Source organism: Pilosibacter sp. YYHA0881 (genome assembly GCF_051602715.1).
GTDB lineage: Bacteria > Bacillota > Clostridia > Lachnospirales > Lachnospiraceae > Alitiscatomonas > Alitiscatomonas aceti.
The window spans coordinates 3,186,878-3,199,812 of record NZ_CP175657.1 but is presented as its reverse complement, the minus strand read 5'-3'; the positions used below and the strand labels follow the sequence as shown (position 1 = coordinate 3,199,812).

Genomic DNA, 12,935 nt, shown 5'->3' with positions numbered 1-12,935 from the left:
ATGCCTAATCCCTAGTTTAATCTATTTTATCCCGCTTTTCAATGGTTTTTTGCACAACTTTGACATTTTTTTCACCAAGTAAAGTGTACAGTTCCTCCAAAAGCCTTCCCTGGGCGTTGATGGCCCAGCTGGGAGACAGCCGTCTGAGCTTTCTCTCCTTCTTCAGATACATGACCACCCGGTCCTTCCCCTCGGATTCCCGAAGGACCGCCATGACGCTGTCCACGGTCCTTTCATAAAACTCCTGGTCCTCAAACTGGAGCCACAGCTCGTTGGGAATGGCGGAAAACGGGATCACTTCCTCACATACCAGCTTTCCCACCGGATCGTCTCCAATGGAAGCCCGGCCCCGTAAAAAGACCTTGGAATCCTCCGTCAGATACTGCTTGTTTTTCTCATAGATCTTCGGAAAGACCAGGGCCTCCACGGTCCCCACCATGTCCTCCAGGGACACAAAGGCCATCAGCTGGCTGGTGCGGGTGGTCTTTACCTTTTTGGCCGTGATCATGCCTCCCACCACCACAATGGAATTGTCCTCCACCACCGTATGGCCGTCCTCATCCACGATGAAATCTGAGGTCCGGGCCGTCACGTTCTTCTGCCACAGCTCCTGGTATGCCTCCATGGGATGGCCGCTGACGTAGATCCCCAGGGTCTCCTTTTCAAAGGCCAGAAGTGTCTCCTTATCAAATTCCCCCACATCCGGGAAGGACACCTGGAAATTGCCTTTGTCTTCCTCCGGCGCAATGTCGAAGAAGCTCATCTGCCCCTCCATCACTGTCTTTTTCTCCCGTGCCTTGTTTTCCAGGAGCTCCGATGAAACGTACAGCTTCTGCTTCCTGGTGCCTGGAAGGGAATCCAGGGAACCGGATTTTATGAAGCTCTCCAGGGTCCTCTTATTGACCTCCCGGTTGGACATCCTGGATACAAAATCCTCCAGGGTGGAAAACGGCCCGCCCGTCTCCCGCTCGGAGATGATCACGTCCACCACAGCCCGGCCCACGCTCTTAATGGCCGAAAGCCCGTAGCGGATGCTGTTCCCGGAAACGGAAAAGCCGCTCACGCCCTCGTTGATATCCGGGGGCAGGATCCCGATCCCCATGTTCCGGCAGGCCAGGATATATTCTGACACCTTTGTGACATTATCCATGATGGAGGTCATAAGGGCGGCCATGAATTCCCTGGGATAGTAGTATTTTAAATAGGCCGTCTGATAGGCCACCACGGCGTAGGCCGCCGCATGGGACTTATTGAAGGCGTATTTGGCGAAATCCGTCATGTCGTCAAAGATCTGGTTGGCCGTCTTTTCGTCGATGCCGTTGGCCGCACAGCCCTTTACTCCCTCTTCCTCGTTGCCGTAAACGAAATTCTTCCGCTCCCTGGCCATAACGTCCGCCTTTTTCTTGGACATGGCACGGCGCACCAGGTCGCTCCTTCCCAGGGTATACCCGGCCAGGTCCCGGACGATCTGCATGACCTGCTCCTGGTACACGATACAGCCGTAGGTGGGCTTTAAGATATGCTCCAGCTGGGGGCAGGTATAGGTGATGGCCGCTGGATCGTTCTTTCCCTTTAAATATTTGGGGATGAAATCCATGGGGCCCGGGCGGTACAGGGAGATCCCGGCGATGATGTCCTCCAGGCTCTCCGGCTTCAGCTCCTTCATGAAGCTCTTCATTCCGCCGCTCTCCAGCTGGAACACACCGTCATCCTTTCCTGTTCCGATGGACTCCATGACCTTTTTATCATTGAAATCAATGTGGTCCAGATCCAGCTTTACTCCGTGGTCCTTCTGGATCATGGCCACGGCGTCCTGGAGCACGGTCAGGGTCCTGAGCCCCAGGAAATCCATTTTCAAAAGTCCCAGCTCCTCCAGTGTGGTCATTGTAAACTGGGTGGTGATGGTGCCGTCGGAGCCCCGGGACAGGGGGACGTATTCATCGATGTTCGTCCGGCTGATGACCACTCCGGCCGCATGCATGGACGTATGCCTGGGAAGCCCCTCCAGCCGTCTGGACATGTCGATGAGCTTATGGACCTGCTCGTCGGTATCGTAAAGGCCCTTGAGCTCCGGATTTTTCTTTAAGGCCAGGTCCAGGGTGATGTTTAACTCCGCCGGGACCATTTTGGAGACCTGGTCGCAGAGGCTGTACGGCAGGTCCATGACCCTTCCCACGTCCCGGATCACGCCCCGGGCCGCCAGGGTACCAAAGGTGACGATCTGGGCCACCTGGTCTTTTCCGTATTTCTCCACCACGTAGTCGATGACCTCCTGGCGGCGTTCATAGCAGAAATCCACGTCAATATCCGGCATGGACACCCGCTCCGGGTTCAGGAACCGCTCGAACAGAAGCTGGTAGCGGATGGGATCGATGTTGGTGATCTTTAAGCAGTAGGAAACGATGCTGCCGGCTGCGGAGCCGCGGCCAGGGCCCACGGCGATCCCATGGGATCTGGCAAAGTTTATGAAATCCCATACAATAAGGAAGTAATCCACATAGCCCATGCTCTTTATGACGCCCAGCTCATATTCCAGCCGCTCCTTTAAGGTCCCGTCGTCCTCCGGATACCGCTCCTTAAAGCCTTCGCTGCACAGATGGTTTAAATAGCCCCAGGAATCGTAGCCCTCCGGCACCTCATAGCGCGGCAGCTTTGTGACGCCGAACTCGATCTCCACGTTGCACCGCTCTGCGATCTTTGCCGTATTGTCAATGGCCTCGGGGATGTAGGAAAACAGCTCCCGCATCTCCTCCTCGGATTTCACATAATACTGGCCGCCCTCATACCGCATCCGGTTTTCATCGGCCACCTTTTTTCCCGTCTGGATACATAACAGGATATCGTGGGCCTCCCAGTCCTCGGCGTTGATATAGTGGCAGTCATTGGTGGCTGCCAGGGGGATATCCAGCTCTCTGGAAAGGCGGATGATCCCCTGGTTCACCTGGCGCTGCATGGGGATCCCGTGATCCTGGAGCTCCAGGAAATAATTTCCCCGTCCAAAGATCTCCTGGTATTTTAAGACGGCCTCCTTCGCCTCCTCGTAAAGCCCCCGCGCCAGGAACCTGGGCACCTCTCCGGCCAGACAGGCGCTTAAGGCGATGATCCCCTTATGGTACGTCTTAAGTACCTCCATATCCACCCGGGGCTTATAATAAAAGCCGTCCACATATCCCTTGGAAACGATCTTCATCAGATTCTGATAGCCTTCGTTATTTTCCGCAAGAAGCACCAGATGGTAATACCGGTCCTCGCCATGGACATTTTCCCGGTCAAACCGGGAGCCAGGGGCCACGTAGACCTCACAGCCTAAAATGGGCTTGATCCCCGCCTCCCTGGCTGCCCGGTAAAAATCAATGACGCCGTACATGGCCCCGTGGTCGGTGATGGCCATGCTGTCCATTCCCAGCTCCTTTGCCCTGACCGCCAGCTCTTTTATTTTACTGGAACCGTCCAGGAGACTGTACTCCGTATGGACGTGTAAGTGTGTAAAAGCCATCTGCTGCCTCCTCCGTTAAAAAGAGGCTGTTTCCTATGGGAAAACAGCCTCCTGGACTTAATTATTGCTCAGATATTTCTCAATATCGTTGATCGCCTTTTCTTCATCTGCTCCGTCAGCCGTAACGACCACCTGTTCACCAACCGGAAGGTCCAGTGTCATCATCCCCATGATGCTTTTGGCATTGACTTTTTTATTGTCGCTCTGAACATAAATCCTGCTTTCATAGCTGCTCGCAAGCTGAACCAGCATTGCAATCGGACGTGCCTCCAGACCGGAAGCCAATTCAATAGTAACGGTCCGTTTTGTCATAACAATCCTCCTCATAACACATGGACAGCAAACCTCACTGTCCAGCTCCCTGCTCCTCCCTCAGGCGTTCTGCCAGTTCGCAGAGCTTTCTCAGCCGGTGGTTGACCCCCGACTTTCCAACAGGCGGTTCCAGGTCTTCACCCAGTTCTTTCAGCGTCGCTTCTGGCTTTTCAAGCCGCGCCCTGGCGATCTGCGCCAGCCCTGGCGGCAGGCTCTCAAACCCGGCCGTATCCCGAATGAAAACAATATCGTTGATCTGCTTCACCGCAGCGGACACCGTTTTGTTGATGTTGGCCGTCTCACAGTTTACCTGGCGGTTGACGTTTCCTCTCATCTCCTTCAGGATCCGGATATTTTCCAGCTCCATAAGTGACAGGTGGGCTTCCATCACATTCAGCATGTCGACGATCTGACTTCCCTCTTTAATATATGCCACATAGTACCGTTTCCGCATGACAATTTTTGCCTCTATGTCAAAAGTCGCCATAATGGACTGGATCTGCCTGGCCTTGGACTCCGTGGCACAGACGATCTCAAAGTGATAAAACTTTTCCGGATCGCTGATGGAGCCGGACGCCAGGAAGGCGCCTCTTAAAAACGCGCGGCGGCAGCATGGATTCTGTACCACCACGTTTCCAACCACCGACAGGTTTTCTCCGATCTCCCCATCTTCGGAAAGCAGCTTTGTGGCCTTCAATACCCGGAGCGCATCCTCGTGCTGTTTTACACAGACGGAATAGACCCGGTTCTTTCCCAGGTGCGCATTCCGGCGTATCGATATGTCAGCTTCTATATTAAATGTTTTTTTCAATAAAGTAAAGCACTTTCTTGCAACTGTTACATTTTCCGTATGGATCTTGATGGTATACCGGTCGTCCCCCGATATCTGGATCCCTCCGCAAAGGCTCAGGATCGCCGCGATCTCTGCGATCTGACAGTGCCTGGCAGGACTCATCTGCCGGGACAGCTCCTCCTTGATTCTGGCAGAAAATGACATCTATCTCACTCCATCCACATCTGCATCCCGGTGCTCCATGCGCACCTCGTACCGTTCCGCCTCTTTCAGGCGCTTAAATACCTCATGGGCAATGGCCACAGACCGGTGCTTCCCTCCAGTGCAGCCCACGGCGATCACTAACTGGTTCTTCCCCTCCTGCTCATACCTGGGGATCAGGAAGCGGAGAAGGTCCATGAGCTTTTCTAAAAATTCTGCGGCCGTACCGCCCTGCATCACATAGTCCCGCACCGGCTCCTCCATCCCCGTATGGAACCGCAGCTCCTCCACATAATAGGGATTTGGCAGAAACCTCACGTCAAATACCAGGTCCGCATCCGACGGGATCCCATATTTAAAGCCAAAGCTCAGGACTGTGATAAACAGGCTGCTCTTTTCCCGGTCCCTGGAAAAGAGCGTCCGGATCTCCTTTTTCAGCTCCTTTGTAAGGAGCTTGCTGGTATCCAGCACATAGTCGGCCTCGTCCTTTAAAAAGGCCAGCTTCTCCCTCTCCAGGCTGATGCCCTTTTCCACCCGGCCGGACCGGGACAGGGGATGGCTCCTCCTGGTCTCCTTATAGCGTTTTATGAGCACCTGGTCGCTGGACTCTAAAAACAGGATCTCAAAGGGATAGGAATTCTCCCGCCATTTATTGATGATGGTCTGCAGCTGGGGCAGCTCCCGCCCGCTGCGTATGTCGATGCCCAGGGCGATATCACTGGCGTTGTTCTCGTCCCTTAAGGTCAGCTCTGCAAATTTCTCTATGAGCAGGATGGGCAGGTTATCCACACAGTAGAACCCCATATCCTCAAAAAATTTCAGCGCCGTCGATTTGCCCGCGCCCGACATGCCTGTAACAATGATCAGTCTCACGGCCGTTTCCTCCTAAAATCCGCCCAGGAGCTTTACCTCCAGCTCCAGCTCCACTCCGGACTGCTCCTGCACCCGTCTTTTTACCTCCATGCAGAGTCCGTAGATCTCCGACGCCGTGGCCCCGTTCTGGTTGATGACAAAGCCCGCGTGCTTTTCTGACACGGCAGCTCCCCCCAGCGTGAAGCCCTTAAGACCGGCTTCCTGGATCAGCTGGCCCGCAAAATGGCCCTGGGGTCTTTTAAAGGTGCTTCCGGCGCTGGGATATTCCAGCGGCTGCTTTTCCCTGCGCTTTGCGGAAAGCTCGTCCATCCGGGCCTTTATGGCCTCTGGCTCTCCGCGCTTTAAGGCGTATTCTGCCTCCAGCACCACATAGCCGTTTCCCGGGATACAGCTGGTACGGTAGCCCAGCTCCAGCTCCTCTGCCGGGATCCTCTTTATCTGGCCCTCCGGCGTCAGCACCGTGGCGGACAGAAGCACATCCTTTGTTTCCGATCCATAGGCCCCGGCGTTCATGACACAGGCTCCTCCAACGGTCCCCGGGATCCCGGCGGCAAATTCGAACCCTGTAAGGCCGCATTTTAAGGCCAGGCTGGCGGCTCTTGAAAGCAGCACGCCGGAGCCGGCCCGCAGGATCTCTCCCTCGGTCTCCAGCCGGTCAAACCGGCTGGTGCTGACGATGAGGCCCGGATACCCCTGGTCGCTGACCAGAAGGTTGCTCCCGTTTCCCACGATGTACCAGGGCAGTCCGGCCTTTTGGAAGAGGGAGACCAGGGCCCCCAGCTCCTCTGCCGTTTCTGGCTCCGCATACCAGGCAGCCGGTCCACCGGCCCGGAACGAGGTATGCATCTTCATTGGTTCATTGATCCTTATTTCCATGAAACCTCCTGTCAGCTCTTTCTGGCCAGGTTCGCCTGGACCCGGTTATAAAGCTCTTTGGCCGCATTGTAGCCCATTTTTTTCTGGCGGTAGTTGACAGCCGCCGACTCCACGATCACTGCCAGGTTTCTTCCCGGACGGATGGGGATGTCGTGGCAGATCACCTTATTGCCCAGGAACTCCGTATACTGGTCTTCCATGCCCAGGCGGTCGTATTCCTTGCTCTTATCCCACTCCTCCAGACGGATCACCATGTTGATGGACTGGGTATCCTTGACGCTCTCCACGCCGAACAGGGTCTTCACGTCAATGATCCCGATGCCGCGGAGCTCAATGAAATATTTGGTGATATCGGGAGCGGAGCCCACCAGGGTCTCGTCGCTCACCTTCCGGATCTCCACCACGTCGTCGCTCACCAGCCGGTGGCCCCTTTTGATGAGCTCCAGGGCCGCCTCGCTCTTTCCGATGCCGCTTTCCCCCGTAATGAGAACGCCCTCACCGAACACGTCCACCAGAACGCCGTGGATGCTGATGCAGGGAGCCAGCTTGGCCTTTAACCAACGGGTCACCTCCGCCATCACGTCCGAGGTGGGCTTTGCAGAGGACAGGCAGGGAACGCCGTAATGGCAGCAGAGCGCCAGCACGTCCTCACCCGGCTCCTGGCCGCGGCAGAATACGATACATGGGATCTTGCTGGACAAAAGCTTGTCATACATGGCCTTGCGCCGCTCTGTGGTAAGGCCGGAAAGATAAGCCAGCTCCACATTTCCCAGCATCTGGACCCTCTCGTTATCGAAATGATCGTAAAAGCCTGTCAGCTGCAGGGCCGGACGGTTCACGTCCGGATGGGATAAAACGATCTTGTCGGCATCGATCTCCGGCGTAAGATTCCTGAAATCCATTTTTTTTATCAGTTCCGTAATAGTAACCCCGTACATATTATTCTCCTTCCTGGCGATTCATTCCCGGGCTTTCCGGACCGGATCCCTTTCCTTCCGGCTCCCCGTGGAAAAATCCATATACACTTTCTGCTGCCCGCCGGTTCATCCCCTCAGTGGAGGAAAGCTCCTCCAGGCTGGCGTCCCGGATGGCCTCCAGGGATTTAAACCGGCGCATCAGCGCCTTTCTCCTGGCTGGCCCGATGCCCTCAATATCATCCAGGACTGAGCGGACCTGGCCCTGGCTCCGGAGGCTCCTGTGGTATTCGATGGCAAACCGGTGGGCCTCGTCCTGGATCCTGGTGATCAGCTTAAAGCCCTCGCTGTACCGGTCAATGGGGATCTCCACATTCTGGTAATAGAGGCCCCGGGTCCTGTGGTTATCGTCCTTGACCATGCCGCAGACCGGGATGGAGAGCCCCAGACGCTCCAGAACCTTCAAGGCCACATTCACCTGCCCCCTTCCGCCGTCCATCATGATCAGATCCGGGAAGCGTGTGAAGCTCCCGAACCGTTCCATATTTCCCGGATCCCCGTCCGCCGTCTCCATGGCCATAAGCTCTTCCCGCTCTGAAAGACCGTGCTCAAACCGTCTGGTGAGCACCTCCTCCATGGAGGCATAGTCGTTGGGCCCCTGGACCGTTTTGATCTTAAATTTGCGGTAATCGTTGCGCCTGGGCCTTCCGTCCTCATAGACTACCATGGAGCCCACCGACTCAAAGCCGCTGATATTGGAAATATCGAAGGCCTCGATCCGCTTCACTCCAGAAAGCCCCAGCCATTCGCCCACCTGGTTCATGGCTCCGATGGTCTTAAGCTCTTCTCTTTTGATCTTTTCCTTATCCTGGGACAGGACAAGAAGGGCGTTCTTGGCCGCCAGCTCCACTAACCGTTCCTTCTGCCCCTTTTTGGGGATCACAAATTTTACGTTCTGGCCCCGGCGCTTTGTGAGCCACTGGCCCACCAGCCCCATTTCCTCAAATTCCTGCTGGACCCAGACCTCCCTGGGGATAAACGGCGTTCCGGCGTAAAACTGCTTTATGAAACTGCCGATGATCTGGCTGTCGTCTCCGGCCGTGGAGGCCGAAACGTGGAAATGCTCCCGGCCAATGAGCTTTCCGTCCCGGACAAAGAACACCTGGACCACCGCGTCCTCACTGTCCCTGGCCATGGCAATGATGTCCCGGTCCTCCATGCTCTGGCTGGTGATCTTCTGCTTCTGGGCCACCTGCTTTACGCTGTTTAAAAGCTCCCGGTATTCGATGGCCGTTTCAAAATCCATCTCATCCGAGGCCTGCATCATCTTTTCCTCCAGCATGGAGAGGACCGGCTCGTATTTTCCGTTTAAAAAGTCCAGGGTCTGGGCCACGGCCTTTCCATATTCCTCCTGGGAAATATACCCCTGGCAGGGAGCCTGGCACTGCTTAATGTGGTAATTGAGGCAGGGCCGCTCCTTCCCTATATCCTGCGGGAGCCGCCTGGTGCAGGTACGGAGCTTCCACAGCTTATGGATCAGGTCGATGGTATCCTTCACCGCCCCGGCGCTGGTATAGGGGCCGAAATACCGGCACTTATCCTTCTTCATGGTCCGTGAAAACAGGACTCTGGGGAAGGCCTCGTCCATGGTCACCTTGATATAAGGATACGTTTTGTCATCCTTTAACATGGTATTGTACCTGGGACGGTGCTCCTTGATCAGGTTGCACTCCAGGACCAGGGCCTCCAGCTCTGAATCCGTAATGATATACTCGAACCGGGCGATCCGGGACACCATTTTTTCGATCTTGGCCGTCTTGCTCCGGCTTTCCTGGAAATACTGGCGCACCCGGTTTTTCAGGCTTATGGCCTTTCCCACGTAAATGATCTCGTCATGCCTGTCGTGCATGATATAAACTCCCGGCGAAGCTGGGAGTTTTTTCAGTTCCTCTTCTATATTAAAACCGTTCTCGTCTTTCTCTGTCAACGCAGCCGCTCCCCATCAAATTTTTTCAGCATCCGCACATGCTGGCGGATCCCGGAGATCTGCTCTGCCGCCGAATCCCCCTGGGGGCGGATATCCAGGACCATACAGATATCGTCCACTTCCTTCTGCCCCGCCTTCTGGGAAAGCCTGGCCAGAGCCTCCAGCATCTTATCGTAATCCCTCACATCCATGGCGTCAAAAAACTCCAGGAGATGGGGATTCATGGGCTTCTCCTCCTCCGGTTCTTCCCCGGCCTGGATCCCCTGTCCGTCACCCATCCGGCATCCCGGCTCCGTCACCCGCTCAAACCGGTAATCCTGGTCCGCATCCGGATATTTTTCCCGGTCCACCTCTTCCATGAACATGGACAGGGGCCGGACCCAGATCTTAAAATCCCCGTAAAGGGCCTGGTAGACCACCATGGCCTCTCCCGTTTCGGAGTGGGAGGCAACAGCCACGATCTGATACATCTTATTTTTAAAGTGCCGGTAAAACTCTCCCGGCGCTGGTAATCTTCTCTGCTCCATCTGCTCCTCCCTACTGGGCCTCTTCCTTAAAATGATACCGGTTGGCGGCACTCCACAGCATCCACTCATCGTAGCCGGCGTCCTTTACGGCCTGGATCTGCCGCTGGACCTCATTATATCCATAGGGGATATAGTTTCCTTCCCCCAGGTACGAGGCTGTGAAATCCTGGAGCCAGGGCCGGACAATGGCCTGGCTGCTCACATGGCCGTCGGCCTCCGCCGCCTGGTCCATGACCATCTGGGACTTTTTAAGCGCCTCCAGCACAGTTTCATAGGGCATGGTATCCGGATGCTCCAGGCCAAAATTCCCCGGCCCGTAATGGGACGGGTAGATCATGGGACAGATATAATCCAGATGCTTGGCCATCTCCGTATAGACCTGGCCCACGGCCTGGGCGTCGATGTCGCTGCCGATGATCGTTCCGAATACGTCGGCGGACACAAAAAGCCCCTGGGAAGCCAGGTTTTCATAGGCGTACTTTACAAATTCCGTGATCACGTCGGTCTTGCTGCGCCCTCCGGTCACCGCCTCGTCAAAGACCACATCCCTCATGGTCCCCTCGGTGGAAAACCGGATGTAATCGAACTGGACCTCGTCGAAGCCGGCCTCCTTTGCTTCCGTTCCCACCTCCACCAGGTAGTCCCAGACCTCCTTCCGGTAGGGATCCACCCAGGCCATCCCCTGCCGGTCCCTGTAAAGGCTCCCATCAGCCAGATGCAGGCTCCACTCCGGCTTTTTCTCCGCCAGCCAGGGATCCCTGAAGGCCACCACCCGGGCGATCACATACAGGCCCCGTTCCTTCAAAGATGCGATGAGTTCCTTCATATCCTGGACATAGGGACGGCAGGCGCCGATCTCCGATGCCACCGGCGAATCCACCGGACAGGTGATCCGGCCCTGGTCATCCTTAAAGTCAATGACCACCGTATTGATCTCCGTCCCGGCGGCGCTGTCTAAAATATTCTGGAACAGCTCCGTACTTCCAGCCATGGGGCCGGAAATATAGATCCCACGTACCTTCACAGCTTCCCTTCCAGGCAGCGCCGGATTGTTCTCATCCACGATCCTTAAGGATACAGTCCTGTTTTTATCCGGTCCCACATTTTCAATGACCTTGATCCCGCTGGTCTCCTCCTCAACAGGAGCCTCCTCCACGGTTTCTGTCTCCGCCGGACTGGTCTCTTCCTCCGGTGCAGGCCTGGAGCAGCCGGTCAGGGCCAGAAGACCGGCCATGGAAAATGCAAATAACCATTTTTTCATCGTATCGTTCCTTTTCACAAGCAGCTTTCTGCGTATTTTTTTCCGTTATCTCTATACTAACATAAGTATGGGCATTTAGGAAAGAAAAAAATTCAAAAAACCTCTGTTCAAAACCTCCTTTTTGTACGATAATAGGAATGTATGTGAAAATCTATGGCAGATCACAGGAGGAGGAGCATAAAGAAACATGAGAAAACTAGGATTTGACAACAACAAATATCTGGCCATGCAGTCCGATCACATCCGTGAGCGGATCAGCCAGTTTGGAGATAAACTGTACCTGGAATTCGGTGGAAAGCTTTTTGACGACTACCATGCCTCCCGGGTGCTTCCGGGTTTTGAGCCCGACAGTAAGCTGCGGATGCTGATGCAGCTTTCCGATCAGGCGGAGATCATCATTGCCGTCAGCGCCGCCGATATCACGAAAAACAAGATCCGCTACGATCTGGGCATCACCTACGATGTGGACGTTCTGCGGCTCATCCACGCCTTTACGGACCGGGGGCTCTATGTGGGAAGCGTAGTCATCACCCACTACTCCGACCAGCCGGCCATCCTCCAGTTTAAGACAAAGCTGGAAAAAATGGGGATCCGTGTATACCGCCACTACACCATCGACGGCTATCCCAGCAATATCCCCCTGATCGTCAGCGACGACGGCTTTGGAAAAAACGACTATATCGAGACAGAACGGCCTCTGGTGGTGGTAACGGCTCCCGGTCCTGGAAGCGGGAAAATGGCCACCTGCCTTTCCCAGCTCTATCATGAAAATAAGCGGGGCATCAAGGCCGGCTATGCGAAATTTGAGACCTTCCCTGTCTGGAACCTGCCCTTAAAGCATCCGGTGAACCTGGCCTATGAGGCGGCCACGGCCGATCTCAACGACGTAAACATGATCGATCCCTTCCATCTGGAGGCCTATGGTACCACCACGGTCAACTACAACCGGGATGTGGAGATCTTCCCGGTCTTAAGCGCCATCTTTGAGGGGATCTTCGGAGAGTGCCCCTATAAATCCCCCACGGATATGGGCGTCAACATGAACGGCTTCTGCATCATGGACGACGAGGCCTGCCGGGAGGCATCCCGCCAGGAGATCATCCGCCGCTATTACCAGGCCCTGGGAAAGATCGTGGACGATGAATCCGCCAGAAGCGAGGCTTACAAGATCGAATTGATCATGAAGCAGGCAAAGATCACCCCCAATGACCGTCCGGTGGTCCCGGCTGCCCTTTCTCTGGCCCAGACCATTGGAGCTCCAGCCGCGGCCCTGGAGCTGCCCGATGGAAAGATCGTCCTTGGAAAGACCAAGGAGCTCCTCGGGGCTTCCGCTGCCGTTCTTTTAAATGCCATCAAGGAACTGGGCGGCATTGACCATGACCTGGATCTCATCTCGCCCGAATCCATTGCGCCCATCCAGGAGCTGAAGGTCCGGTATCTTGGAAGCACCAATCCCAGGCTCCACACCGATGAGGTCCTCATCGCACTGTCCACCTGCGCCGCCACGGACCAGAATGCCAGAACAGCCCTGGAACAGCTTCCAAAGCTCAGAGGCTGCCAGGTCCATACCTCTGTCCTTTTATCGGATGTGGACACCAATATCTTTAAAAAACTGGGGATCGAGCTGACGTGCGAACCAGTCCAGGAGGATAAGAAATAGCAGTTTTCTGCGTTTTCTTATGACGGTCCGCCAGG

The 12,935-nt window shown here is 55.3% G+C and carries 10 protein-coding genes; 1 reads left to right on the top strand and 9 read right to left on the bottom strand.

Going from position 1 to position 12,935, the window contains the following annotated elements:
• Positions 1-16 precede the first annotated feature (16 nt).
• From ACI6NM_RS15080 to ACI6NM_RS15040, 9 genes are read right to left on the bottom strand one after another with little or no spacing between them, the layout of a single operon-like run.
• Entirely contained in the window at positions 17-3,496 is a 3,480-nt protein-coding gene (locus ACI6NM_RS15080) for a DNA polymerase III subunit alpha (RefSeq protein ID WP_262427233.1), read from the bottom strand.
• Positions 3,497-3,553: 57 nt separating this feature from the next.
• The gene (locus tag ACI6NM_RS15075) at positions 3,554-3,808 is read right to left on the bottom strand and encodes an HPr family phosphocarrier protein (RefSeq protein WP_022273372.1); all 255 of its coding nucleotides are present in this window, start codon (positions 3,806-3,808) and stop codon (positions 3,554-3,556) included.
• A gap of 34 nt (positions 3,809-3,842) precedes the next feature.
• Positions 3,843-4,805, bottom strand: a complete 963-nt coding sequence (whiA, locus tag ACI6NM_RS15070; RefSeq protein ID WP_262427234.1) for a DNA-binding protein WhiA — start codon at positions 4,803-4,805, stop codon at positions 3,843-3,845.
• Complete coding sequence (rapZ, locus tag ACI6NM_RS15065; RefSeq protein ID WP_022273370.1) at positions 4,806-5,675, bottom strand: RNase adapter RapZ; 870 nt, start codon at positions 5,673-5,675, stop codon at positions 4,806-4,808.
• Positions 5,676-5,687: 12 nt separating this feature from the next.
• Positions 5,688-6,551, bottom strand: a complete 864-nt coding sequence (gene murB / locus ACI6NM_RS15060) for a UDP-N-acetylmuramate dehydrogenase (RefSeq protein WP_262427235.1) — start codon at positions 6,549-6,551, stop codon at positions 5,688-5,690.
• 11 nt (positions 6,552-6,562) lie between these two features.
• Entirely contained in the window at positions 6,563-7,489 is a 927-nt protein-coding gene (gene hprK, locus ACI6NM_RS15055) for an HPr(Ser) kinase/phosphatase (protein WP_022273368.1), read from the bottom strand.
• Position 7,490: 1 nt separating this feature from the next.
• Positions 7,491-9,452, bottom strand: a complete 1,962-nt coding sequence (uvrC, locus tag ACI6NM_RS15050; RefSeq protein WP_262427236.1) for an excinuclease ABC subunit UvrC — start codon at positions 9,450-9,452, stop codon at positions 7,491-7,493.
• The gene (locus tag ACI6NM_RS15045; protein WP_262427237.1) at positions 9,449-9,979 is read right to left on the bottom strand and encodes a DUF1653 domain-containing protein; all 531 of its coding nucleotides are present in this window, start codon (positions 9,977-9,979) and stop codon (positions 9,449-9,451) included. Before ACI6NM_RS15045 ends, uvrC begins: the two co-directional genes overlap by 4 nt.
• Before the next feature lie 10 nt (positions 9,980-9,989).
• Entirely contained in the window at positions 9,990-11,240 is a 1,251-nt protein-coding gene (locus tag ACI6NM_RS15040) for a putative glycoside hydrolase (RefSeq protein ID WP_158358574.1), read from the bottom strand.
• A gap of 187 nt (positions 11,241-11,427) precedes the next feature.
• Here ACI6NM_RS15040 and ACI6NM_RS15035 point away from each other — a divergent pair, with 187 nt between their 5' ends.
• On the top strand, positions 11,428-12,900 hold the full coding sequence (locus ACI6NM_RS15035; protein WP_158358573.1) for a DUF1846 domain-containing protein: 1,473 nt from the start codon (positions 11,428-11,430) through the stop codon (positions 12,898-12,900).
• Positions 12,901-12,935 lie beyond the last annotated feature (35 nt).